This is a genomic window from Halomonas cupida, from assembly GCF_900142755.1.
GTDB classification, from domain to species: Bacteria; Pseudomonadota; Gammaproteobacteria; order Pseudomonadales; family Halomonadaceae; genus Halomonas; species Halomonas cupida.
This window is the reverse complement of the sequence record NZ_FRCA01000003.1, coordinates 119,836-144,353: the sequence shown is the minus strand read 5'-3', so window position 1 is coordinate 144,353 and position 24,518 is coordinate 119,836. Positions and strand designations below refer to the sequence as shown.

General features: G+C 57.5%; 25 protein-coding genes. 13 read left to right on the top strand and 12 right to left on the bottom strand.

The window, feature by feature from the left end:
• Nucleotides 1–43: 43 nt before the first annotated feature.
• Together BUE38_RS07085 and BUE38_RS07080 are read right to left on the bottom strand one after the other, a co-directional pair.
• On the bottom strand, nt 44–1,264 hold the full coding sequence (locus tag BUE38_RS07085) for an FAD-dependent monooxygenase (RefSeq protein WP_084541797.1): 1,221 nt from the start codon (nt 1,262–1,264) through the stop codon (nt 44–46).
• A gap of 31 nt (nt 1,265–1,295) precedes the next feature.
• Nucleotides 1,296–2,042: a MipA/OmpV family protein gene (locus BUE38_RS07080; protein WP_143166226.1), complete on the bottom strand. Its 747-nt coding sequence runs from the start codon at nt 2,040–2,042 to the stop codon at nt 1,296–1,298.
• Nucleotides 2,043–2,521: 479 nt separating this feature from the next.
• Here BUE38_RS07080 and BUE38_RS07075 point away from each other — a divergent pair, with 479 nt between their 5' ends.
• A complete protein-coding gene (locus BUE38_RS07075; RefSeq protein WP_073434337.1) occupies nt 2,522–3,184 on the top strand; it encodes a class I SAM-dependent methyltransferase in 663 nt (220 codons plus the stop codon).
• 163 nt (nt 3,185–3,347) lie between these two features.
• On the opposite strand, the gene BUE38_RS07070 is transcribed toward BUE38_RS07075, so the two are convergent.
• Together BUE38_RS07070 and BUE38_RS07065 are read right to left on the bottom strand one after the other, a co-directional pair.
• A complete protein-coding gene (locus BUE38_RS07070) occupies nt 3,348–4,004 on the bottom strand; it encodes an SDR family oxidoreductase (protein ID WP_073434336.1) in 657 nt (218 codons plus the stop codon).
• A gap of 94 nt (nt 4,005–4,098) precedes the next feature.
• Complete coding sequence (locus BUE38_RS07065; protein WP_073434335.1) at nt 4,099–4,497, bottom strand: RidA family protein; 399 nt, start codon at nt 4,495–4,497, stop codon at nt 4,099–4,101.
• 207 nt (nt 4,498–4,704) lie between these two features.
• Here BUE38_RS07065 and BUE38_RS07060 point away from each other — a divergent pair, with 207 nt between their 5' ends.
• The 6 genes from BUE38_RS07060 (at nt 4,705) to yccS (ending at nt 12,817) form a co-directional block, all read left to right on the top strand.
• Nucleotides 4,705–5,307: a TetR/AcrR family transcriptional regulator gene (locus tag BUE38_RS07060; protein WP_073434334.1), complete on the top strand. Its 603-nt coding sequence runs from the start codon at nt 4,705–4,707 to the stop codon at nt 5,305–5,307.
• 471 nt (nt 5,308–5,778) lie between these two features.
• On the top strand, nt 5,779–7,119 hold the full coding sequence (locus BUE38_RS07055) for an enolase C-terminal domain-like protein (RefSeq protein WP_073434619.1): 1,341 nt from the start codon (nt 5,779–5,781) through the stop codon (nt 7,117–7,119).
• Between the two features lie 51 nt (nt 7,120–7,170).
• The gene (locus BUE38_RS07050; RefSeq protein WP_073434333.1) at nt 7,171–8,115 is read left to right on the top strand and encodes a tripartite tricarboxylate transporter substrate binding protein; all 945 of its coding nucleotides are present in this window, start codon (nt 7,171–7,173) and stop codon (nt 8,113–8,115) included.
• Nucleotides 8,116–8,207: 92 nt separating this feature from the next.
• Nucleotides 8,208–8,714, top strand: coding sequence for a tripartite tricarboxylate transporter TctB family protein (locus BUE38_RS07045; RefSeq protein ID WP_073434332.1), 507 nt, complete (start codon nt 8,208–8,210; stop codon nt 8,712–8,714).
• A 49-nt stretch (nt 8,715–8,763) separates the two neighbouring features.
• The gene (locus BUE38_RS07040; RefSeq protein ID WP_073434331.1) at nt 8,764–10,278 is read left to right on the top strand and encodes a tripartite tricarboxylate transporter permease; all 1,515 of its coding nucleotides are present in this window, start codon (nt 8,764–8,766) and stop codon (nt 10,276–10,278) included.
• A gap of 349 nt (nt 10,279–10,627) precedes the next feature.
• Entirely contained in the window at nt 10,628–12,817 is a 2,190-nt protein-coding gene (gene yccS, locus BUE38_RS07035; RefSeq protein ID WP_073434330.1) for a YccS family putative transporter, read from the top strand.
• Between the two features lie 167 nt (nt 12,818–12,984).
• Here the strand turns inward: yccS and BUE38_RS07030 are convergent, their stop codons facing one another.
• The 3 genes from BUE38_RS07030 to BUE38_RS23395 all read right to left on the bottom strand — a co-directional run bounded on the left by BUE38_RS07030 (nt 12,985) and on the right by BUE38_RS23395 (nt 14,755).
• A complete protein-coding gene (locus BUE38_RS07030) occupies nt 12,985–13,548 on the bottom strand; it encodes a CBS domain-containing protein (RefSeq protein ID WP_073434329.1) in 564 nt (187 codons plus the stop codon).
• An 87-nt stretch (nt 13,549–13,635) separates the two neighbouring features.
• On the bottom strand, nt 13,636–13,965 hold the full coding sequence (locus BUE38_RS07025) for a hypothetical protein (protein ID WP_073434328.1): 330 nt from the start codon (nt 13,963–13,965) through the stop codon (nt 13,636–13,638).
• Nucleotides 13,966–14,293: 328 nt separating this feature from the next.
• Entirely contained in the window at nt 14,294–14,755 is a 462-nt protein-coding gene (locus BUE38_RS23395) for a DUF3008 family protein (protein ID WP_307725393.1), read from the bottom strand.
• Nucleotides 14,756–15,013: 258 nt separating this feature from the next.
• On the opposite strand from BUE38_RS23395, the gene thpD reads away from it, so the two are divergent.
• The 3 genes from thpD (at nt 15,014) to katE (ending at nt 19,669) form a co-directional block, all read left to right on the top strand.
• Nucleotides 15,014–15,925 carry an ectoine hydroxylase gene (gene thpD, locus BUE38_RS07015; protein ID WP_073434327.1) on the top strand — a complete coding sequence of 304 codons (912 nt, stop codon included), beginning with the start codon at nt 15,014–15,016 and terminating at the stop codon, nt 15,923–15,925.
• A 415-nt stretch (nt 15,926–16,340) separates the two neighbouring features.
• Nucleotides 16,341–17,195: an SDR family oxidoreductase gene (locus BUE38_RS07010; protein WP_073434326.1), complete on the top strand. Its 855-nt coding sequence runs from the start codon at nt 16,341–16,343 to the stop codon at nt 17,193–17,195.
• Nucleotides 17,196–17,518: 323 nt separating this feature from the next.
• Nucleotides 17,519–19,669, top strand: coding sequence for a catalase HPII (gene katE / locus BUE38_RS07005; protein ID WP_073434325.1), 2,151 nt, complete (start codon nt 17,519–17,521; stop codon nt 19,667–19,669).
• A 127-nt stretch (nt 19,670–19,796) separates the two neighbouring features.
• Here katE and BUE38_RS07000 read toward each other — a convergent pair whose 3' ends face one another.
• A complete protein-coding gene (locus tag BUE38_RS07000) occupies nt 19,797–20,426 on the bottom strand; it encodes a hypothetical protein (protein ID WP_073434324.1) in 630 nt (209 codons plus the stop codon).
• A 52-nt stretch (nt 20,427–20,478) separates the two neighbouring features.
• On the opposite strand from BUE38_RS07000, the gene BUE38_RS06995 reads away from it, so the two are divergent.
• Entirely contained in the window at nt 20,479–20,754 is a 276-nt protein-coding gene (locus BUE38_RS06995; protein ID WP_200802156.1) for a sodium-independent anion transporter, read from the top strand.
• A 326-nt stretch (nt 20,755–21,080) separates the two neighbouring features.
• On the opposite strand, the gene BUE38_RS06990 is transcribed toward BUE38_RS06995, so the two are convergent.
• Together BUE38_RS06990 and BUE38_RS22185 are read right to left on the bottom strand one after the other, a co-directional pair.
• Nucleotides 21,081–21,827, bottom strand: a complete 747-nt coding sequence (locus BUE38_RS06990; RefSeq protein WP_073434322.1) for an SDR family oxidoreductase — start codon at nt 21,825–21,827, stop codon at nt 21,081–21,083.
• Nucleotides 21,828–21,948: 121 nt separating this feature from the next.
• On the bottom strand, nt 21,949–22,083 hold the full coding sequence (locus BUE38_RS22185; protein ID WP_234986807.1) for an HU family DNA-binding protein: 135 nt from the start codon (nt 22,081–22,083) through the stop codon (nt 21,949–21,951).
• Nucleotides 22,084–22,191: 108 nt separating this feature from the next.
• Between BUE38_RS22185 and BUE38_RS22900 the strand changes: the two genes are divergently transcribed.
• A complete protein-coding gene (locus BUE38_RS22900) occupies nt 22,192–22,350 on the top strand; it encodes a hypothetical protein (protein WP_159438865.1) in 159 nt (52 codons plus the stop codon).
• A 2-nt stretch (nt 22,351–22,352) separates the two neighbouring features.
• Here the strand turns inward: BUE38_RS22900 and BUE38_RS06980 are convergent, their stop codons facing one another.
• Entirely contained in the window at nt 22,353–23,111 is a 759-nt protein-coding gene (locus BUE38_RS06980; protein WP_073434321.1) for an SDR family NAD(P)-dependent oxidoreductase, read from the bottom strand.
• Nucleotides 23,112–23,213: 102 nt separating this feature from the next.
• On the opposite strand from BUE38_RS06980, the gene BUE38_RS06975 reads away from it, so the two are divergent.
• Nucleotides 23,214–24,170, top strand: coding sequence for an AraC family transcriptional regulator (locus BUE38_RS06975; protein WP_073434320.1), 957 nt, complete (start codon nt 23,214–23,216; stop codon nt 24,168–24,170).
• Here the strand turns inward: BUE38_RS06975 and BUE38_RS22180 are convergent.
• Entirely contained in the window at nt 24,061–24,462 is a 402-nt protein-coding gene (locus BUE38_RS22180; RefSeq protein ID WP_084541792.1) for a hypothetical protein, read from the bottom strand. The two genes, BUE38_RS06975 and BUE38_RS22180, sit on opposite strands and share 110 nt — an antisense overlap.
• Nucleotides 24,463–24,518: the final 56 nt, after the last annotated feature.

Sequence of the window (24,518 nt, the reverse complement as noted above, 5' to 3'; positions counted from 1 at the left end):
AGTGGGTTCTTCCACATACATGGCCAGATGTCCTGTTGGAGGTTCAGGGGAGGGAAATGGCTGACGCCAGGTGATCATATTCGGACAGGTCCATGGCAGCATGAGCGGGACGCCCACGGCTGGGGAGTGCCTCTGTAGAGGCAGTCTCGCAGCACATGGCACTATTGCGCTCCCGCAACTGTTCGAGTGTCACGGGAATCATGCCGCTCCTTCCCTGCTCAACGGTCGCCTGATTCATCTCCACGAATGGGTACAGCTTGAGCTGGTACGCCGCAAACGCCTGCTCATGACTGGCATTCATGGCCAGTTCGCCGGCAAGGATATAGGCCCCCACCAGAGCAAGGCTGGACCCCTGCCCCGTCAGGAACGAGGGTGCGTAGGCGGCATCACCGACAAGGCCTACCCGGCCTCGGGTCCATCGTGGCATCCGAATCTGCTGCACAACGTCGAAGTAGAAATCCTTACTGACGCGCATCGCTTCGATCAGCTCGGGCAGTATCCATCCAGCGCCGGCAAAGGCATGTGCCGTGAGATCCTTCTGGAATGATGGCTCACGCCCTCTTTCCCCAAGCAGATAAGGATGAGCAAACGCCAGCAGCGCAAATACCTCTGCCGGCTGGTGCCCCGCGGCATAAAGTGCCGCCATCCGACCGGGTACGTTATAGCAGACAGCCTCACGACTCAGTCCACGTGTATTTCTCATCGAGAAGCCGGCGTAGCAGAAGCCGATGGGGCGAGTAAACCAGTCTTCCGGTCCAAACGCGAGCCTACGGATATTTGAGTGGATACCATCCGCACCAATCACGAGATCAAAGCTCTTCCGAGCCCCACTCTTGAAGGCAACGCTTACCTCATCGCCCTCATCAATAAGCTCGATGACAGAATCATTGAACCGGTAATCGATGTCATCACGTGTGATGGAATACAGCAGAGCCGCGAGAGTTCCCCGAGGTAGCTCAACATCGTGTCCTCGCACTCCTCCAGTAATCCATTCGGGAGCAACACTTGCTACCTTCTCACCCTCTTCATCCACGAAGCTCGCCCGTGCGGAATGGATGTGTGCCTGTCGCAGGTCGGGCAGGATCCCCATACGTTCGGCCACATCCATGGCACTGCCACGCAGGTCGACAGGATATCCCCCCTCCCGGATCGAGTCGGCCTGTTCCACTACGGTGACGCCAAACCCATAACGATGCAGCCAGTAGGCAAGTGCTGAACCGGCAATACCCGCGCCTGATATCAGCACATAACGAACATTCGACATCGGCGAACTCCCAGCTTCCCTTCTGGAATGATCAGAACTCATAGGAAATTCCCACCAGAGCGTTGGGCTGGGATTCACTCTCGACCAATGGGCTGTCGGCAGCATCTCCCATGAGCCGGCTGACACCAACTGCCCCCGTCAAATTCCAGTTTTCATTGATGCGGTAGTTGAACCCAACACGGAGGGAAACGTCTTTTACGCCCGCGGACGGCTCATGGATATCCAGTCCAGACGCAGCGGCACTGGAGGCATCTATACCGAAGTAACTATCCATGTAGCTGGCATTCGCCCAGCTTACCGAGGTAGCGGGGACGAGCATCAGGCGTTCAGTAAGCGGATAGGGATAGGACAACTCGGCATCAACGATCAGCCCCTTCAGCCCTCTTTCTTCCTCACTACCCTCATCCAGCACCTGGGTGCCTGACAGCGATGCAATCACTCCGCCGAAGCGGGCCGATGCGAACACCTTGCCACCTGGTTCGCCGTCCAGATCACCAATGCCATCAGGCACATCCTCTTCGTCATACCCCTGCATCCAGTCCACACCAACACCAACCAGAAAATTTTTGGTATCAATAACATGAAGGCCAATACCATCCCCCAGCCTGGCGAAGAAGCGGCCTTTCTGAACGTCGACTATCGGTATCGGGCTTACCTGATAATCGTCTGAGCCCTCATAGCGAGGAGCCACGGCCGCCCCAACGCCCAACACCACCCAGTCGTTGTCATCCAGAATCTCCTTTTCGACGCTCTCAAATCCCTCGTTCTCTTCAGCCATGGTTTCTCCCCCTGAAGCCAGCATCACTACAGCGAGACAGCATTGGGGAATGTTACCCACACGGTTACGACGCACAGATGGACCAATCACAGCAAATCTCCAAATAAGATACGCCAACGCATCTTGTTCGCCTTACGGCCATTCGTCAAGATACATTCATGAATCTTATTTGACTGAATGATGAAACACGTCCATCCCATGGAACCGAATGCAGATTCAGGGTGATCAATGGACGGGAACCAGCATGAGTCCCGTGGCGATAGTCCAGCCACAAGCGGGGGCAAGAGACACCTGTGTACGTCTTGAAGGTCCATGCATTGAATTGGCGGATGGACGAGGGGCGGTTGTCGGCAAATCCCATACTCTGCTTCACTTTGGTCAATCAAGCAGGGAGGTACAGGCGCTGTTCGTCATGTTTCTAGCGTATGGTCCAGAATTCTGCAGTTATCTTTTGAACCCAGGTAATCGAGGCAAGGCAGATGGAGCAGAAACAGCAGATAAGCGGGAGCGATGCGCGCTTCTGGGACAAGACTGCCCGGAAATATTCCACCTCTCCCATTGGCGACGAGGCCGGGTTCGAGAGAACTCTGGCACGCACGCGCGCGCTCATGGTCCCGGGTGCACGGGTACTGGAACTGGGATGTGGTACAGGTACGGCAGCACTGCGCCTTGCAGATGCCACGGAGAGCTATCTGGCCACCGACATTTCCGCGAACATGATTGCCATTGCGCAGGAAAGGCTCGCCGGGGCTCAACAGAACGAGCAGAGCATTCCATTGAGCTTTCGCCAGGCAACCGCCGACACTCTGGTGGACGAGCACATTCGCTATGACGCTGTTCTCGGCTTCAACTACCTTCACCTCGCCGGAGACCTACCTGCCGTGCTGGGGGGTATCCACAGCCTGCTCGCGCCGGGAGGCCTCTTCATCTCCAAGACACCCTGCGTCGGCGACATGAGCCCACTCATCCGCCTGGCTATTCCAGTTATGCGCCTCGTGGGCAAAGCGCCCAGCGTCACCACCTTTTCCACCGCTTCACTCGAAGAGGCGATCTGCGCTGCTGGTTTCGAAATTCTGGAAAACGAACGCCACGGCTCGAAGAAGAGCGACCGCCGTCCTTTCATTGTTGCGCGTGCCCTGTAACGCCACAGACCGGGTTACCGGGACGAGAAGCCTTCGAGACGTTTCAGAGAGCCCCGTGACAGAGCCCGTTGGCCGGCGTTGTTCGCGCGGAAGCCATGGAGCAGATCCGAGAAGGCCCGAGGAGATCGGCGGACCTGTCATTGGTGCTCCCACGCTGCGTGGCCTAATACCGGTGCCGGTTGGCTTGAACAGCATCTCGGATCGGCACGGATCCGACGTTGAGCTCAAGAATCTGCTGCCTGATACGTGGCTCATGGAGCAATTCGGCTAGGGTCTCCGCGACATCAGCGCGAGATATCTGTCCATGGAACTCAGCGGGCCCCAGCGAAACAGTGCCAATTTCTGGATCGTCGACCAACAGTGACGGACGCAGGATCAGCCAATCGAGCTCGCTCCGACTCAGCGCGATGTCTGCTTTCTTCTTCGCCGTGAAGTAATACTCCTCCTCGTCGCTCAGGTTTCGCTCCCGCCACGACTCCGGGAGCACCGAGACAAGCGCCAGTCGGTGAACACCCGCCTGTCGGGATGCATTGATCGCCTTGGCAACGCCATCGTCATCGATCGCTCTGGTGATCTCCGCTTGGCCCCCGTTTGACCCAGCAGTGAAAACAATCGCATCAGCATCATTGAAGGCCAACGCCAACTCGTCCGTCGTCATACTGGCGAGGTTTCCGACGACCGCATCGATGCCTTGCGCGGCGAGATCTACCCGTTGTTCAGCCTGACGCACAAGCCCACGAACGGTATCGCCTCTGGTGACAAGTTTCTGTGCCAGCAGGGATCCAACCTTGCCCGTGATCCCGATAATGAACACATCCATCGTGAAAGCTCCGTTTGTTTTCACACGCCATCCCGTCGCAAGCTGCTCCGGGCCGGAGCAGCTTGCCCTTTACGTCGAACGACTCAAGCGCCATTCAGTCAGTTGATGGTATGCGGGCAATGACCTTGATTTCGAAGTCGAAACCCGCCAGCCAGTTCACGCCCACTGCCGTCCAGTTCGGATAAGGAGGATCACCAATGGCCCTGTCGCGCACCGCCATGATGGTCTCGAACTGAGCCTCCGGGTCGGTGTGGAAAGTGGTGATGTCGATAACGTCCTGGAAAGTGCAGCCAGCGGCCTCCAGGACGGTGGTGAGATTGTCGAACGCCTGTTGCACCTGGCGTTCGAAATCCGGCTCCGGTGAGCCGTCGTCGCGGCTTCCCACCTGCCCAGAGACGAAGAGTAGATCGCCCGAGCGGATCGCTGCCGAGTAACGGTGCGCCTCGTAGAGCGCATGTCGTTTGGCCGGGATGATTGCTTCGCGTTGAACCATCGGTTTCATTCCTCTGTGAAGAAGGACGGCGCGCCGAGCATGGCGCGATATCGCCGCTATCGGCGGATACCGCACGGGCCATATCGGCAGTCCCGTCATTGTGGTGAACCAGTCAGGCGCAGATTGACATACGTATCGTATGTAAAGAAATCACACATACGCTTCGTATGTCAATTATCATACGGGCCGTATATTGAGAGAAAGGAGATGATTGTGACCTCGAGACGACGCTCCGAGATGGTGGAGGAGACCCGCGCCAAGCTGATCCGCGCTGCACGTTCGGCCTTTGCCGAGAAAGGCTATTCAACCGCCTCGATGGACGACCTGACCGCCGTGGCAGGCCTGACACGGGGCGCTCTTTACCACAATTTCGGCGACAAACGGGGACTGTTGGCGGCAGTGGTCGACCAGATCGACGCTGAAATGGCAGAGCGAGCGCATGCTATCGGCAGCCAGGCCGAAAGCCCGTGGGAAGGTCTGATGGCAGAGGGCGTCGCCTATATCGAGATGGCGATGGAGCCCGAGGTCCAGCGCATTGTGCTGCTCGACGGGCCGGCCGTGCTGGGCGACCCCTCGAAGTGGCCGAGCCAGAACAGATGTCTCCACGCGACGATGCAAACGGTTCAGGCGCTGATCGCACAAGGCGTCGTCAAGCCGGTTGATGCCGAAGCCGCCGCACGGCTTCTGAACGGCGCGGCGCTCAACGCTTCGCTCTGGGTCGCGGCCAGCGACAACCCTTCAGAAGTTCTCGTCAGAGCCGTCGATGCATTTCGATGCATGGCGACAGGGCTGCTGGAGACGCCTGCTTGACTATCAGCCGTGCCCGCCCGGCCTTGCTGGCCGCTGAACACCACGAAATTCTGAGCTCACCAACCTCGCCGTATGCATCTGAACGTGGCGCTGACGGTAGGCATCGATGATGCGGGATACAGGTTCAGGGTTGCTTCACCAGGGCCCGATATCGTGGTTTGGTGAGCATGTCGCCATGCTATCTGCCCTGGCGGCATGCCACACGCGTGAACCAGTTGCTGCGGGCGCAGGACCCTGTTGCCCTTCCCTCATCTCGGCCACCGATACCGATACTGTTTTGACCTAAAGTCTAACAGCCATATTTGTACTATGTATGACAATATCACCCCAATAGCAAGACTGGAACAGGGCGAACCCGAGCCTCTCGCTTCATCTCAGCCTGCACTCTGCCGTCCCTGACAATATCTAGCGCAGATCACGGCAAGCAGGATGGGTGGACTGCGCCCCGAAATGCCTATTGGAGAACTGTACATGCCGAGCCACGGAACTCCCGTCATCACCGACATGCAGGTCATACCGGTCGCCGGTCGCGACAGTATGCTGCTCAATATCGGCGGTGCTCACTCGCCCTGGTTTACGCGTAACCTCGTCATTCTCGAGGACAGCAGCGGCAACGTCGGCGTTGGGGAGGCGCCCGGGGGCGAGACGATACAACAGTCGCTGGAACAGGCCCGCTCCCATGTGCTGGGGCAGCCCATCGGCAAGTTGCGCTCCATGGTGTCATCTCTGCACTCCAGTGGGCGCAACGCTGACTTCGAGGATTTCGGCAAGGGATCCTGGACCTTTGAGCTGCGGGTCAATGCGGTAGCGGCGCTCGAAGCAGCCCTGCTGGATCTGATGGGCAAGTTCCTCGATGTGCCGGTGGCGGAGCTGTTGGGCGAAGGCAAGCAGCGCGACAGTGTCGAGGTACTGGGATACCTGTTCTTCATCGGCGACGGCCACGACACGCCACTTGATTACCGCCGCGGTACACCGGGTGCTGGCCATGACTGGTATCACCTGCGCGACGAGGCGGCGATGACGCCACAGGGAATCGTCGAACTGGCCCGCGCCGCTCATGACCGCTACGGCTTCAGAGATTTCAAGCTCAAGGGTGGAGCGCTGGCCGGTGATCAGGAGATCGAGGCGGTCAAGGCGCTGCATGATGCCTTCCCCGAGGCGCGGGTAACCATCGACCCCAACGGCGCCTGGTCACTCAACGAAGCAATTCGCCTCTGCAAGGACCTTCACGGTGTGATCGCCTATGCCGAGGACCCGTGTGGGGCGGAACAGGGGTTTTCCGGCCGCGAGATCCTGGCCGAGTTCCGCCATGCCACCGGGCTACCGGTCGCCACTAATATGGTCGCCACCAACTGGCGTGAGATGGCCCATGCGCTGATGCTGCGCTCGGTGGATATCCCGCTGGCTGACCCCCACTTCTGGACGCTCTCAGGTGCTGTTCGTGTCTCGCAACTATGCCAGGACCACGGCATGACCTGGGGCTCCCACTCCAATAACCACTTCGACATCTCGCTGGCGATGTTCGCCCAGGTCGGCGCCGCTGCTCTGGGCCGTACTACCGCGCTGGACACCCACTGGATCTGGCAGGAAGGCGATGCCCGCCTGACACGCAATCCGCCGCAGATTGTTGATGGTCGCGTCGCTGTCAGCGATGCGCCGGGCCTGGGAATCGAGATCGATCACGAGCAGATCGAAAAGGCACACCAGCTCTATCTCAGCCTGCCTGCTGGTGGGCGCAATGATGCCATGGCCATGCAATACCTGATCGATGGCTGGACCTTCGATCCCAACCGTCCGGCACTGGTGCGCTGAAAGCCAGAACCCGCACGCTGAATTCCTGTCATCGGAATAATGGAGAACACCATGAAGAAGCTACTCGGTACGCTGACTCTTGCCACCGCACTGGTCTCGGGCGGGCAGGCAATGGCTGAAGATTACCCCTCGGACAACATCGACATGATCGTGCCGTTCTCGGCGGGTGGCGGCAACGACACCTTCGTGCGTGCTCTGCAGCCGCTGCTGGAGGAGAAACTGGGGCAGGACCTGGTGATTCGCAATATTGCCGGCGGCGGCGGTGCCGTGGGCATGTCGCGAGCGGTCGCTTCAGAGCCCGATGGCTACACGCTGCTGGCCGCCAGTAATGCCATGCTCACACTCGAGGCAATGGGCAACGTCGCGTTCACCCATGACGACTTCGATTTCATCGCCAAGGTGGTCGAGGAGCCCTACGTTATCGCGGTTGGCGGCGATAGCCAGTACGAGAATATTGACGATCTGGTCGAGGCTGCGACGTCCGGTACCAGAATCAAGGTCGGTGTCTCCGGGGTTGGCTCATCGGCACACATCGCCGCTGTCGCGATAGCCAACCGCACCGGAGCGGACTTCAACATCATTCCTTATCCGGGTGGCTCCGAGGCGATCTCTGCGGCAATGGGTGACCACGCTGATGCTGTCGTACTCGGTGGCGCCGAGTTGCGCTCTGCATTGGAGTCCGGTCGTCTCAAGGCGCTCGCCATGACCTACGACCAGCGCAGTGACTCCCTGCCCGATGTGCCGACATTCCAGGAGTCCGGTTACGACCTGACACTGACGGTGTGGCGCGGTATTGCTGCGCCCAAAGGACTCCCCGAGGAGGCCGAACAGAAGTGGGTCGAGGCGATCCAGCAGATCATCGACGACGGTTCCTATGAAGAGACCGCCACCAATCTCGGTACTCAGTTGGCACCGCTCTATGGTGACGAACTCGATGCCTTCATCGATCAGTCCGCTGAAGTGATGCGCGAAGCCGCTGGGGACCTGGCACAGTAGTGCTTCAGGAATGCGCCGGTCGTGTGGCCGGCGCTCCAGACCCTCCCCCTGCGGCCAGCAATGCGTCACTGCTGTCTCTGGAGTGTTGAAACATGCAACGTGATATCGGTAAGCCGCTGTTTGATCTCGTGCTGCTGATTGCGTCGGCAGCTGCCTTCGCGCTGTCCACGACGCTGCAGAATGTCGAGATCGCCGGCGACCTCTCCCCCTCATTCTTTCCCAGGTTGATATCAGGGCTGATCTTCCTGTTCGCAGTTCCCTGCTTGATCAAGGATATCCGCGAGTGGCGAGCTGCTGGCGCCAGTGATGTTGCCGAAGAACGCCCCGGAAGCGCTCGTGGTCTGGTGCAGTGGGGGCTCATCGTCGCGCTCACCGTCGGCTATATCCTGATCTTCGAAGCACTCGGTTATATCCCGAGCACCGCCCTGTTTGCCTTCTGCAGCGTCATCGGACTAGCCATCGTCAGCGGCACATGGCAGGAATTGAGCCCCATGAAGAGGCTCAAGAGCGTACTCATGGCAGCCGTGTTCGCTGTGATTCTGGCGATTGCGATCTTTTACGTCTTTACCGAGCTGTTCGAGATTCCGCTGCCCGATTGAATCACAGTAACTCAATGGACGACGGTCCCGATTCCCCCAGGAGAACGTCATGATTTCTGGTTATCTCGATGGTCTAGAGATGGTGATGCAGCTAGGCACACTGCTGGCGATTGCTGCTGGCACCCTGCTCGGTATCATCATGGGCGCGCTGCCTGGCCTGACCTCGGCCATGGCGATCGCGCTACTGCTGCCGGTGACTTTCGGCATGCCTCCGGTCATGGGCATCGGCATGATGCTCGGCGCGCTTTGCGGCGCTGGTGCCAGCGGTTCGATCCCTGCGATTCTGCTCAATATTCCCGGCACACCTTCGTCGGTGGCGACCACATTCGATGGGTTCCCCATGGCCCAGAAGGGCGAGGCTGGTCGCGCTCTTGGGCTGGCCATCGTCGCCTCATTCTTCGGTGGTGTCGCGAGTATGGTCATTCTCAGCCTTCTGGCACCGCCGATTGCTGAATTCGCCTTGCGCTTTGGCGCTGCCGAGTACTTCTCGCTCAGTATCTTTGGCCTGGTGATCATCGCCTCGGTGGCAGGTAAGTCGCTGCTCAAGGGGCTGATTGCCGGTCTGATTGGTTTCTTTGCGTCCACTATCGGCACTGACCCGATTACCGGTGTGGACCGATTCACCTTCGGCCAGTTATCGCTGCTGACAGGCATCAACCTGTTGCCAGCGCTGATCGGCTTGTTCGCCGTAGCCCAGGTGCTCAAGGATGCATTCGAGTACGACCCTCATCAGCGGGTACAGGGCAATACACCTCGTATCGATATTGCGCGCCCGCGGTTCGCCGAAACGCTACGCCACTGGAAGGCGGTTGTGGCTGGCGTGGCCTCGGGGTCAATCGTTGGTCCCGTGCCCGGCGCAGGCGGCAGCATCGCCTCACTGGTGGCCTATGACCAGACACGACGCTTCTCCAGGTCACCGGAAAAGTTCGGGACCGGTCACGCGCCCGGCATCATTTCGGTAGAGAGCGCCAATAATGCTCTGCTGGGCGGGGCCCTGATTCCTACCCTGGCACTGGGAATTCCCGGCGAGGCAGCCACTGCGGTGCTGCTCGGCGGTCTGATGATCCAGGGGATTACACCGGGCCCGCTGCTTTTCGACGGTCAGAGTGGCACGGTATACGGCATCTTCATTGCCTATCTGGTCGCCAACGTCTTCATGCTGTTGATCATGTGCTTGGGCATCAAGCTGTTCATTCGCGTGCTGATGGTGCCGCGCAAACAGTTGTTGGCAGCGATCCTGGTGTTCTGTTTCATCGGGGTCTATGGCGTCGACGGTGATGTCTTCAATCTCTATCTGATGCTTGGCTTCGGCATCCTCGGTTACTTCCTCAACCGCTATCAGTTCGGCACGGCCCCCGTGATCCTCGGCCTGATTCTGGGCCCGATTGCGGAATCCAACCTACGCCGTGGACTGCAGGCGTTCGAGGGAGATTGGACGCCATTCTTCACTCGGCCGATCAGCGTGACATTTCTGGTCATCGCCGTCGGACTGCTGGTGCTGACGCTCTGGCAGAACCATCGCTCCAGCCGGAATCCGCAAGCCACCTCCAGTGGCGAAGCTTGATGGCTGGAGCGGCAGGTGGGCAATTTGAACGTGCCGGGCTTTCAACTGTTTAATGTGCAGGTAAAGTCGCTTCGAGGGGCTGTGTGAAAACAGTCTCTCAAGGCTTGCACTGCCCCTCGACGAGCCCGGGAGAACAGTGTTCACTTTCGCTCGGGAGCTCTGGCCTCACACGCCAGACTGGTGGTACTGACCAGCCACACATCGAGCATATCGAATGTTATGCCAGCAAGAATGGCGAACCACTTCGATTTATTCGAAAACATCTATAAATGAGTGAATGGCACTAACGCCGGCGGCTTCGAAAGAGCTAGACTTTAGTCTAATTTCTTGCTGCCAATAATAATGCCCAATGACTCCAGCGCGATTGCCCACTTCTCTTGATCAAGCCCTGCGTCGCTTATGGACGCTCTCTTCCTTTGCCTACAGTCTGCGTGTCTTCATTGCGCTGGGCAGCGCCATGGCACTGTGCTGGCAGTCAGGAGAGATGGGTAGGTTGATCCCTCTGTTCCTGGGCATCATCGCCAGCGCGCTGGCAGAAACCGACGACAGCTGGCAGGGACGACTACAGGCGTTACTGACCACCCTGTTCTGCTTCACCGTGGCTGCATTGGCTGTGGAACTGGCCTTTACGCATCCCTGGTGGTTTGTCACGGGGCTGGCCGTCTCTACCTTTGTCATGACCATGCTCGGTGCCGTGAACCAGCGCTATGCCACCATCGCCACGGCAACATTGATTCTGGCCATCTACACCATGATCAGCATCGAGCAGCGAGGTGGTGTCTCCATGGGGGAGCTCTGGCATGAGCCGCTGCTACTCGTGCTGGGAGCCGCCTGGTACGGCATTATTTCTGTAATCTGGTGCGCGCTTTTCTCCCGCCATCCCATCAAGTTGAGCATTGCGAAAGTCTTTCGCGAGCTGGGGGTTTATCTGCATCTCAAGGCAGCGCTGTTCGCACCGCTGCGGGACGTGGATCTGGAAGGCCAACGCCTGGCGCTGGCACAACAGAACCGGCGAGTGGTTGAAGCGCTCAACCACTCCAAGGAGATGATCTTCCGGCGCCTGGAGCATCAGAGCGGCGGACACAGGCTGAACCGTTATCTACGCCTCTATTTTATTGCCCAGGATATCCACGAGCGCGCAAGTTCGTCCCATACCCCCCACGGCAAGCTGGCAGAGACATTTTTCCACCATGACGTCCTGTTTCGCACTCAACGACTTCTGGACCAGCAGGGCCAAGCCTGCAAGGCATTAAGCAAGGCCCTGTTGCTGAACCGCTCTTTTGACCATAGCCAGAGCACTCAAGCGTTGGAGGATCTGTACGCCTCGTTGGACCACCTGCAATCACAGCAGCGTACCGAATGGCGGGAGTCACTGCGATCTCTGGCGGCATTGGCAGATAATCTCACAACACTGGATATCCGCCTCACCAGTGCGCACAACCCGGAGGCGTTGGCAGAAGACGAGGACAATAGCCTCCATGATCGCTCGCCACATGGCTGGCGGGATGTAGTAGAAAGAGTCCATCACCACCTCACGCCCTCTTCCCCTATCTTTCGACATGCGTTGCGGCTCAGCGTGACGCTGGTAGTGGGCTACGGTGTACTGCTCTGGATTCATCCCACGCAGGGCTATTGGATACTGCTGACCAGTGTGTTCGTATGCCGCCCCAGTTTCGGTGCAACGCGGCGTTTTCTGCGTCAGCGCATCCAGGGGACAATCCTGGGCCTGGTGGCCGGTTGGGCGCTGATTACACTGTTTCCGACAGAACTCGTGCAAGCATTGATTGCCGTTGTCGCGGGCGTTGCCTTCTTTGCCACTCGGGCGCGCCGCTACACACTGGCAACAGCATTCATCACCTTGATGGTGCTATGTTGTTTCAACCAGATCGGCGATGGCTTTGGTCTGATCTGGCCACGTCTGTTCGATACTTTGATCGGGGCGGCTATTGCAGGGCTGGCCGTGATGCTGGTTCTACCTGACTGGCAGGGGCGTAACCTGCATCGCCAGGCGGCTTCCACCCTGGTAAACAGCGCAGCCTACCTACGTGAAATCACCACCCAATATGCACGTGGTAAACGTGATGATCTAGCGTACCGCCTGGCAAGGCGTAATGCGCATAACGCGGATGCTGCTCTGGCGACAATGCTGGGCAATATTCTGCAGGAACCGGGGCATTTCCAGCGCGATGTCGATATTGGGCTGCGTTTTCTGGTGGATTCTCACACGCTGCTCAACTACCTCTCGGCACTGGGGGCCCATCGTGGGGAGACACATCTGGGCCGGCCCCGGGATGAGCAACTACTGGAACACGCGGAAGGCGTCGCTAACGCGCTGGAAACCCTGGCTTCGCGGTTGGCTGAGCGCACTCCCATTGAAATTGATAACACTCAGTGGGAGTGGAATGCCAGTCGCCTGGACTCGCTCGCAGGAGAAACGCGGGAAGATGCCAAACGCCTGTTGCAGACTCAACTGGCTTTGATCTGTCGTCAGCTTACTCCATTGAGTGAAGCCTCTGAAAGACTGGCCGGTAGACGCTGACCAGGCCGCCTGATCACGGTCAAGAGATACTGCTCACCCATTGGTGGTGCAGACAGGAGAATCCGCCCTCAAGTGGCAATCCGCTCTTGTCTGGATATCCAGTACTCAGAATGTAAAAGCGGGCCTGTATCAGGCCCGCTTGTCTGTCATGGAGGAAAACAAGGATCTCAGTTCAAGGCATGGTTCAGCACCTTGAGCACTGAGGACTTGGGTTTGACCGCTAATTGCTGGTGCAGGCGTTCGGAAAGTTCTCGCATGGAGATCAACCCACGGATTTGCTGATGCTCGTGGTCCCGCACCAGGCAGTAGGGCTCACCGGCTTCCTGCAAGGTAGCGACCAGATCCGCAACGGTGGCCTTCGCCAGATCCTTGTAGTCCAGTACTGGCATGGCTGCGCGAGGTAACATCAGATCCGCGGCTGTCAGGCTCTCGCGATCAATACCCTGGGTTACCTGTGCAGCGAGCAGACTCTGCTCCGAGAGACGCTCCCCGGTCAGCAACCCAATAAAGTCGCGGTGATGGTCAACCACCAACTTGCTGTCCACCTCCTCTGTTGCCATCAGCCTGGCTACCCAGAGCGCCGGCGTTGCAGCGCTGACAGCATGGGGGCGATGTTGACGAAAATCCGTCATGAGACTCAATGCAGGAGAGTCCTGCTCAATATCGTCGAACTCCCGGGGCGTCACCAGGTGGTCTGCCGTGTCGAGTCTTGATAGGGGTAGAGTTTTCATACAGCAACCTCTGAAGTGCCCACATTCCATGATGGGGGCATCAGTTGAACACCGACTTGTGCGCAAGCCGGAACGTCAAGAGAGAGATCAGAGGTGCTGTGGTGGTGCTCGAATTGAATAGGCAGCGCGATGAAGACCGCCATGCGCAGGGAGGAGTGATGCTACGTCCGTTGCCTGAACGACCAGGGAGGAAACGAGAACGCAGCCTATGCACGCTTCGTTGTTTTCGCTCTCTTCGTCGGATACTGCCGTCGTTGAGAACGCATGGTCGTATGTAAAAGCTACCGGAGCCTTGCTGGCAGCGCGCACATCCTCGCCGCCCGCGAATGCGGTCGGCAGCATGCTCCAGAAGAGCAGGGTCGTCAGACAGGCTGTCAGGATACGTTGCAAGGGCAGCTGATCCTTCATGATGGACATGCGACATGCATATCCAGCTTCCTCAAGCTAAAACAGTGACCGCAATAGCACAAGAGCGTTCCATTGCAGTCGCAGTGCATTGAGATATGTTGCGCGTCAGATCATCACTGCTGCGACCTGGCGTGTGAACAATAGGGTCTTGCCACCTCCACCTTGTGCTTCCGTCGATGGAGACCTTGTGGCGAAGATGGATATCGCGCCGACCATCCAGCCAAGAGCGCCCCAGCGCCTGGGACAATGGCTGCAATCCGATGCCCATAGCCATCGGAGCGCTCACAACGCCCTGTCATGGTCGATATCTGCAACATCCACTTATGGAAAAACCTGGTCAAGACTGCGAGTCATGTTGCGGTTTGTTACTTCGTTTCGTCGAGGCTATTTCTTCCAGTTCTTCTTCACTCATGGAGTCATACATCGACTTGGCTGCCCCCTCCAACTCGCTCACTTTCTGCTCACCGCGCTTGGCCGCCAGGGCTGCTCCCGCTGCCATCTGCTGTGCCTTGGACTTCGCTGGCATGGTGATCTCCTTCTGGGTAACAAGACAATTGCCGCGTTCGTCATATTCCCGACGTTCCCTGTACCCGGGCAGTAGTTCAGCATAGTCAAAGTGAGCCACTTCACGCAGGTCTTGAAACGTCTCGAGTCTGAGACCGTCTTCCATCGCTCCCTGTTCCCACAAGATTCGGTTGAAATTGCGATTATTGAGTATCACCACGATAGCCGTCGAACTGCTCCGCTCCCGGTAATGCCTGGCCAGGTCGGTCCAGCTGAGGTTACCCAGCATCTGCATTGCACCATCACCAAGTAGGTAAATAGGCAGCTGATGGAACCTTAAATTTCTTGAGAGTCATGGCTAGCCACACCGGCTATAAAAGCAAGACCAAACCAGGACTCCAGGGTATTGAAGCTATAGAACCCCTGAATAAACAGGCCCTACCAAGACATCAAACAAGTAAAGTTAGGGCATACTACGATCCAAATTCGTCCGGTTGAGGAGCTTTATACTTTCGACTAAGGTTACCCACGCGTACCAAGGGAGGAAGTGACCATGCGAGATACGCAAGATCTTTTTCCGACACGACTGGAACGCAAGTTAGGAATGTTCGAGCGCATCGATCCAGTCATCCATTGTAATGATAAGCAGCGTACGAATGTGCCTTTAAGTAAGGACGAGCTTGATGAGTTTGACGAAAAAGGGTTCCTTTCGTTCGAAAGCTTTTTCGACCAGGAGGAGATGCAGGCCTTTATCCAGGAACTACGTGAGTATGAGGAAGATGAAGACCTAAAGCTATCCGAGGGGACAATACTAGAACCCGGAAAGCAGGAAATTCGTTCAATTTTTGGCATCCATCAAATTTCCGATCGCTTCAGCCGCCTGACACGAGACCCTCGGCTGCTGACCATGGTTCAACAGATACTCTGCAGCGATGTGTATATCCATCAGTCACGCATCAACTATAAACCCGGATTTAAAGGGAAAGGCTTCGACTGGCATTCAGACTTCGAAACCTGGCATAGTGAAGATGGCATGCCTCGCATGCGTTCCTTGAGCTGTTCGATCATATTAACGGAAAATGGCGAGTTCAACGGCCCGTTGATGCTGATCCCCGGCTCTCACAAATATTTCATCCCCTGTGTCGGCCGCACACCGGAAGACAACTATAAGGAGTCATTAAAGAGCCAATCGATCGGTGTCCCAGATACTTCCAGCCTGAAACAACTGATGTTGAAAAATGACATCGAAGCACCTAAAGGTGCATCGGGCTCTCTCGTAATGTTCGAATGTAACACACTCCACGGTTCAAATATGAATATGACCTGCTGGCCAAGGAGCAACTTGTTCTTTGTCTACAACAGCGTCGATAACACACTCCATAGCCCTTATTGTGGTAACAAGCCGCGCCCTGATTTCCTGGCAGCTCGAAAGGACTGGAGCCCACTCAAGCCAAAGAAACGATAAGTTACAAAAATCAATTAATGGAGAAATTTCTCAACACCAATTCTCCTTCAGCTTATAACGCCCTGTACGATCATACTGGTCCCCGTTCAGTATTCTTCGGTTACGTTCAGCCATCTTTCGCGGACTTCCAGTCAGCGAAAAAATGGATAATTTATCGTAGAAGCTCGACCCTCGCCGAAAACTCCTTACGCTCCACTAACCGCGCCAGGCCCTCCACGCCTGGCCCACTGCGGCAGGGCAGTGAGTCCCCCTGTTTTTCTCCGTCCTGCCGGGAGAGTCAGGAGAATGTAATTGCCTGAAACGTCACTGCAACCTGTTAACCGAATTTATCTTTGAAACTCTGAGCGAAGATAATGTCAAACGGACCGACACCCGGCTTACCACTTACAGGTGATCAAAGAAGGAGTGTTTGCACATGACAGAGCGTAAACAACCCCCTCAACAGCAGGAGAGGCAGCCAGGGCACGAGCACGCCATGGACCCGGAGCCTGAATTCATTCGCAACAGTTATCGAGGCAGCGCCAAACTCAGCGATAAAGTGTCTGTCATCACCGGTGGCGATAGCGGTATAGGTCGTGCCGTCGCGCTTCACTACGCTCGGGAGGGCGCTGACTGCGTTCTCGCCTACCTCAACGAAGCTCGTGATGCCGAAAAGACTCGCGAATTGGTAGAAGCTGAAGGTCGGCGCTGCCTACTACTGGAGGGTGACGTCGGCGATGCGGCGTTCTGCCGCGAGGCCATCGACAAGACGCTAGAGACTTTCGGTAAGCTCAATATCCTGGTCAACAATGCCGCAGAGCAGTACGACTGGGACGACGTCACCCAGATCCCCGATGAGCAACTACTGCGCACCTTCCAGACCAATATCTTCAGTCACTTTTACATGGTCAAAGCCGCCCTTCCGCATATGCAAGAGGGCGATAGCATTATCGCCACGTCCTCCATCAATGCCTTCAAGGGCAACGACACCCTAATCGATTACTCCGCCACCAAGGGCGCCATCCAGGGATTGGTTCGCTCCCTGGCAATATCCCTGATAGACAAGGGTATCCGCGTCAATGCGGTTGCTCCCGGGCCAGTGTGGACGCCACTGATACCGGCCAGCTTCGACGCAGAGAAGGTCGAAACCTTCGGTGGCCAAGTGCCCATGGACCGAGCGGGGCAGCCCAGCGAGATGGGACCCGCCTACGTCTACCTGGCTAGTGAAGAGTCGTCGTACATGACCGGTCAGACACTGCACCTAAACGGCGGCGTAGTGCTCAATACTTGATGGTTACGGCGTCAGGTTACAGCCCTTGCCATGGGGACTTCGGATCTGCCGGAGCGGCTGGAAAGTTGTTCATCTGCTGGCTGAACCGGTTATGAGTCACGGGGGCCAGGTAACGGCATATGCTCCACAGGGTCCAGAGCCTGGAGACGGTGAAAACCTGGAGGCGTGAAAACCTGGCGACGGTGAAAGAATGTAATGAGATCAAGAGAGGAGTAAGCAACAGAGAGGATGTAAAACACGTCAACTCCTCCGAGACAGGGCTGGCTTTGTGGCGCCTCCTTCAGAGGCCGCCTCTCTCTTATCGAGAAAAGGAGTATTTGTTCATGGCCAATAACCCCTACACCGAATCCAACCGAAATGCTGCCCACAATACCGAGCGTCACTCCAATGGTGACAGCAAATCTGAGCGCCTGCAGGCCTATCGTAGTGACGCCGAAGGCCATGATTTGCGTACCAATCAAGGTACCCGCATCGCGGATAATCATAATTCGCTGAAAGCGGGGGAGCGCGGGCCGACGCTACTTGAAGACTTCATCTTCCGAGAAAAGATGAATCATTTCGACCACGAGCGGATTCCCGAGCGCATCGTTCATGCCCGGGGCGCTGCGGCCCACGGCTACTTTCAGCCCTACGAGGCCGCCGCTCAATATTCCAGGGCCGCGCTGTTCAAGGATACGGGCCAGAGAACCCCGGTGTTCGTGCGCTTTTCCACCGTTCAGGGTGGCCGTGGCTCAAACGATACCGTGCGCGACGTGCGTGGCTTCGCCGTCAAGTTCTATACCGACGAAGGCAACTGGGATCTGGTCGGCAACAACATGCCGGTATTCTTCATTCAAGACGCAATGAAGTTTCCCGATTTTGTACACGCGGTGAAGCCAGAGCCTCACAACGAAATTCCCCAGGGGCAGTCGGCCCACGACACCTTCTGGGATTTCGTATCGCTGATGCCCGAAAGTGCCCACATGGTGTTGTGGACCATGTCAGACCGCGCCTTCCCGCGACACTATCGTTACATGGAAGGCTTCGGTGTCCACACCTTCAGATTGATTGATCGTGCGGGCAAGGCCCGCTTCGTCAAGTTTCACTGGAAGCCGCTAGCAGGCACCCACTCGCTTATCTGGGATGAGGCCCAGAAGCTTTGGGGGCGCGATCCGGACTTCAACCGTCGCGAGATGTGGGACGATATCGAGAACGGTGACCCACTGGAGTGGGAGCTTGGCATTCAGGTGGTGGAGGAAGGCGACGAGCACACCTTCGACTTCGACATTCTCGACCCGACCAAGCTGATACCCGAAGAACAGGTGCCGGTCACCCCAATCGGCAAGATGGTGCTCGACCGCAATCCCGACAACTACTTTGCCGAAACCGAGCAGGTGGCCTTCAACCCCGGAAACGTGGTCCCCGGGATCGACTTCAGCAACGACCCGTTGCTCCAGGGCCGGCTGTTCTCCTACCTGGATACCCAGATGCTGCGCCTGGGGGGACCGAATTTCCACGAGATCCCGATCAACCAGCCGGTGTGTCCGTTCCACAATCACCAGCGTGATGCGCCGCATCGCCAGACCATCAACAAGGGGCAGGCTTCCTACGAGCCCAACTCGATCGACGGCGGCTGGCCCAGTGAGACGCCCCCGGCGCCAGAGGACGGTGGCTTCGAAAGCTATCAGGAGCGTATCGATGCCCACAAGGTACGTGCTCGCAGCGAGTCCTTTGGCGACCACTATTCCCAGGCGCGGCTCTTCTGGCATAGCCAGAGCGACGTCGAGCAGGAGCATATCATCGCTGCCTACGCCTTCGAGTTGTCCAAGGTCGAGCGGCCCTGGATTCGCGAGCGCGTTATTCAACAGATCCTGCCCAACATCGATATGGAGCTCGCTCGCCGGGTCGGCGAAGTGCATGGCATCAAGCCACCCGATCAGCCACCGGCGGTGAAGGAGGAGCTTGGCAAGTCAGCGTTGAAGGCGTCTGCGGCATTGAGCCTGCTGCATCGTCAGCAGCCGGATATTCGCTATCGCAAGGTAGCCATCCTGGCGGCCGATGGTGTCGATGGAGAACAGGTCGAGGTACTGCAGAAGAAGCTCAAGCAAGACGGAGCCACCGGTCTGATCATTGCGCCGTCGATGGCACCGGTGAAGACCCTTCAGGGGAGCAGTCTGACCCCGGACGCGATGCTCAACGGCCTGCCTTCGGTAACACTGGACGCAGTGGTCGTAGCTGGTGGCGCCGACAGCGTCAAGACTCTGACCGGGTCAGGCCTGGGGCTCTACTATGTCCAGGAGGCCTATAAGCATCTCAAACCCATTGCCGGCATGGGAGATGCCCACAATATGCTCGATGCCGCGGGGATCTCAGTCCCGGATGAGGGTGTTGTGGTTGGCGATTCGGTCGATGGGATCTATGCAGACTTCCGCGAAGCAGTACGCGGGCACAGGGTCTGGTCGCGCGATGCCAAGGCCAACCAGATGCCAGCCTGACTGGCATAGCCGGCGATGAGGGCGAGCCTGCTGCTCCCGTGGCACTTGAATTGCAAGGCCCTGGTATCGGCTTTTTGTTGGGTCTAAAGCCACGCGCGGCAATGCGAGCAGGTCGCCCTTATCCACGTCAGCGGTCCAGGTAGCTGCGGTAGATCCTGGCCATCTTCTTGCGATCCCTGTGGCCGCGTAGCTGCCTGGTTTCGACAAGCGCGGGCCTGGACAGACCATTGTCATCGAAGATGAAGGTGCGCTTGGCCCCCATGATCCCTGCGGACGAGCCATAGATGTAAAGGACCAGGATCTCCAGTGCGTAGCTGCTCTCATCGTCTTCACAGAGAGTGTTCCTGCCGTTCTCGATCTCTGATCTTCTGGCCCGCTCGACCAGGGTGCCAATCTCCCCCGCGTCAATATGAGCGTTGGAGGGCAGCGGTCCCTGCAACGTCCCTTCCGACAACGAAGTGGGCCTGTTGCCGTTGACGTCGGTCTCCAGGTCGGAGACGGTGCAACGCCTGACGCCGTCCCTATCGTGTAACCAGACCTGCACTGTCTCGATGTGCACGCCCTCGGCGCTCATGTTGCTGACCAGGCAACGTCCGTGGGTCGAAAGCCCCATGACCTGATTGATGACGACCTTGGGGCGCCGCTGACGCAAATGACTGGAGAGCAGCAGCTGTGCGTAGAAGATCCACACGGCCAAGGTCGCCAGGCTGGTCATGAATTGGAGAAAGCTGCTGTGGTTGGAGATCCATTCCATCATCTTGTTGGGTACCTTACTCCGCGATTTCCATGTCCTGGGGTCTGCTGAAGCAATGTCCTATGACGTGGACCCCAAGGTACATACCATCATCATCGACATGCACGATGTGCCGAGCATGGACGGGGCTGCCATCGTAGCGCTCCAGTCCCTGATCGACGAAGTGCATCACGAGAGTGTCGCGCTCATCCTGGCGGGATTACCGACAAGGATCATCGTCCAGCTGCACCGGGCCGGCATTGGCAAGACCGTCGGGATGCTGACGTACTGTAGAGGCCTTCCACGGGCCCGGTCGGTAGCACTGCATTGGCAGAAAGAAAAGACAGAATAGGGATGTCCAGCTCCCATAAGAATGGAAGAACTTCTCTTCCTGACAAGTCCCTCCACCTTCTGGAGTACCACATCAGGACAGGACGGAGGACGAGCATGGCCATGGATCACCTCCTCCTGGATGGAGAAGATACCACCTCAACGGGTGTCCGATTTCATTGGACCACTACACTCACCTCCGGCGAAAACTGGAGACAGTCGGCCGTGCAGATGATCGATGTGCTACTGAAGGGAATGCAGGTTAGCCGCTGAAACGGCCGGCCCACGCGGACATCAACACAGGTAAACACTTCCACCAGTGGATTGTCGCCGGTAACGTCGACGGTGTCAGTTGCTCGCCGATGCCATCCACTCGATGGCATCGGCTCCCGCCGGGATCCGCATCGGTGTCGCTGGGTCGATGGCCGCGCGCCATACCGCTCCAGCCACATCCTCGGCGTGGGTCACCAGCCCGGATTCGTCACGCATATCAGCAAGAACCTGCTGGGCCAATTCGGCGTAATTCTGCTCATCCAGCCCATGCATGTGGGCATTCTCGGCGAAACGCGTGCTGGGCGAATGGCCAGGTAACACGAGGCGGGCACGTATACCGAAAGGCTCGAGTTCGATGGCCATCGATTGCGTGAAGGCATTTACTGCCGCCTTGCTGGCCGTGTAGATCGACACCAGCGGTAACGCCTTGATCGTGACCGACGACGTTACGTTGACGATCACGCCCGAGCGCCGCTCGCGAAACTGCGGCAGGAAGGCCTGCGTCAACGCCATGGTGCCGACGGTATTTATCTCGAGGATCTCACGTGCCAGGTCGGGCGATGTGAGTTCGAAAGGGCTTCCCAACCCAATACCGGCATTATTGACCAAGACATCGATTTGACCTGCCGCTTCTACTGCCTGGCGGATGCTTTCCGAATCGGTGACGTCCAGAGCCAAGACGCGTAACTTCTCGGACTCCGGCAGCGTGTTGGCGACGGGATTGCGCATCGTGGCGATGACGTTCCAGTCCCGCTCGAGAAAATAGCGCGCAGTTTCCAAACCGAAACCAGATGAACAGCCAGTAATCAGAACAGTGGACATAACAACTCCTATCGGTGAGTGGCAACGTTACGATAAGCGCTATCCGCTGGATGATATACAACAAAAAGTCCGATATTTTTTCGCAAAAGTCCAGAAGTGGTCAATCCGCTTGCCGAAGTGGTCACACTGCTCCGGTCTGCAGGTTGCTCCCAGTACGGGCGGCACGTTGGCATGTCTCAACAGTCCCGAAGTTTGGCAGGATCAAGCGATCTCCCTGGGACAGGCCCTTGGCTACTGGCTCCGTGAAGCGCGTCATATCCGTCATTTCCAACATCCGCGCAAAGCGTTCCTTTCGCTCCTCCTGCGGAACCCCGTGTGGAGGTGATACGCACTTATTAACCCGGCATGCTTTCATGTTGGGTTAATGGCGGCACAGGGAAGTGCCGCCGTCGGCCATCAGGCCGACGCGAGACCGCACCACACCAGCAGATCCGCGCATCTGCGCCAGTGGGGTGCGGACGAAAATCAAATCGATCAGGATGAGCTATTTGATTGCCATGTTAATAAGGTCAATCAGGCTTGAAATCACCACGGAACCTGGCCGTTCACGCTTGAGAATGTCCCTGTTGGTCCGTCGGGACCAATCAGCGCAAGGCGCACTGCCTCGCGGGCTCCCTCCTCGACCGTCGAGGTACCTGCATATTTGTTGAGGTTCGTCCTCGTAAAACCTGGATCGACGGCGTTGACTTTAATCCCTTCTTCTTCCAGTTCAATTGCCATGGCAAGGGTCATGGCGTTGAGCCCCGTCTTTGATCCGGCATAAACGGGCGTGTACATCGGACGGTGGGAGTTAGCCGAGTCCGAGTTCATGGTCAGCGACCCGGCTCCACTCGACACATTGACGATATTGGCATGTGGCGCCTCGCGCAGCATCGGCACCATCGCCTGGAACACGGCGAGCGGTCCGAACACATTGGTCTCCCACACCGCCCGCATCTCGTCGAAAGAAACAACGCTGGGCAGGATCGTCCGAGCATATTCCTCAATTGACATTCCGGGCTCCCACCGCGTGTTCGAAATAGCCGCGTTGTTCACGAGCACATCGAGACGGCCAAACTCGCTGCGGATGCGTTGCGCCGCAGCGGTGATTGACAGGTGATCCGTTACGTCGAGTTGGATAGCTCGCGCGTCCCCCTCAACTTCCTCAGCCGCAGACTCACCACGCTCAAGATTGCGTGAGCCTACGAGAACAGTAAATCCATTCGATGCCAGTTCCCTTGAGATCTGAAGACCGATTCCCTGGTTAGCCCCGGTGACCAGAGCGACGGGGGTATTGTGTGTCATGTTGACTCCTGCAGTTTGCGATGAGCGATGCCGAAAGTATGGCGCGCCAAAACAGGATCATCTACAATATAACATCCATTTTTCTTTGGCATTTGTCCTGAAATGCTTGATCCGCTTGCACAAATAGTCACACTTCTTCAACCCGCTGCCCCGTTCTCGAAACGGGCCAGCGGTGCAGGCCGTTGGCGTGTTCGCCGCACAGAGGTCGGAAGGCCTTTCTATTGCGCTATTCTTGAAGGTGAGTGTCGTCTCGCCGCCGACGGTCACGACGAGATTGTTCTTCGGGAGGGAGATTTCGTGCTAATCCCCTCAGCGCATAACTTCACGATATCGAGCCGTAGGCCTACGAGCGCCGAGGATATCGTTACTACACCCATCGTACTGCCCGATGGCGACCACAGGCTCGGTAGCCCGGAAGAGTCTCCTGATGTTCGCCTGCTGGTGGGTTACTGTAGCTTTCGCTCTCCGGATGCAGCTCTACTCTCTTCTCTACTGCCACAGCTTGTGCATATCCGGGGCATCAACCGTCTGGCCACGCTCATGCAACTGGTGAGCGATGAATCGCGTGCGCAACGACCCGCGCGCGATGTGGTCCTGGAGCGCCTGCTGGAAGTTCTGCTCATTGAAACGCTTCGTTCCAGTGAACAGGCAGACACATCGCCCGGATTATTGCGAGGCCTTGCCGACAAACGCCTCGCCATTGCTATCCGACGGATGCACGAACATCCCGAGCGAAACTGGACGGTTACACAGTTGGCGAGTGAAGCGACACTTTCCCGCTCCACGTTTTACGAACGGTTTGGCCGTGCCGTAGGGATTGCGCCAATGGAATACCTGCTCGCCTGGCGCATGGCCTTAGCCAAGGATTTATTGACCAAAGGAAAAGCCAAGGTCGCCGAAGTCGCCGAACGGGTCGGTTACAGCTCGGCGAGTACTTTCAGCGTCGCCTTCACTCGCCATATCGGACTTCCGCCTGCCCGCTATGCCCGAAATACTTCGTTTGACGGCGTGTCACAGATCGAAGCCGGCGGCTCTGCGGAACCCGGCTCCATCGCTTGAATCGAAGCTCGTAGCAGTTGGCCGGTTGTGGATACACTTCACCGATGATGGACCGGTGTGTATCGACCGCATGCTGGGCGAACAGGGACAGATACAGTGGATGCAGCAACAGTTGCAGGGTCATGTTGATCAGTATCAGCGCGGCCCCCAGAGCGACATTGCCTCCGGCCAGATGCGTGAAACCGAGAAACCAGTCGGTACAGGGCGACATGAAGTAAATCACCAACCCCACCATCAGCAACGGGCGCTCTGCCAGAAGCAGCGAAGCAAGCGCATAGCCAATCAGCGGCATCTCCCCTGGGACAGAAGCCCGCTGCCCTGAGTCAGGAATCCGCTGGGGGCAAGCTG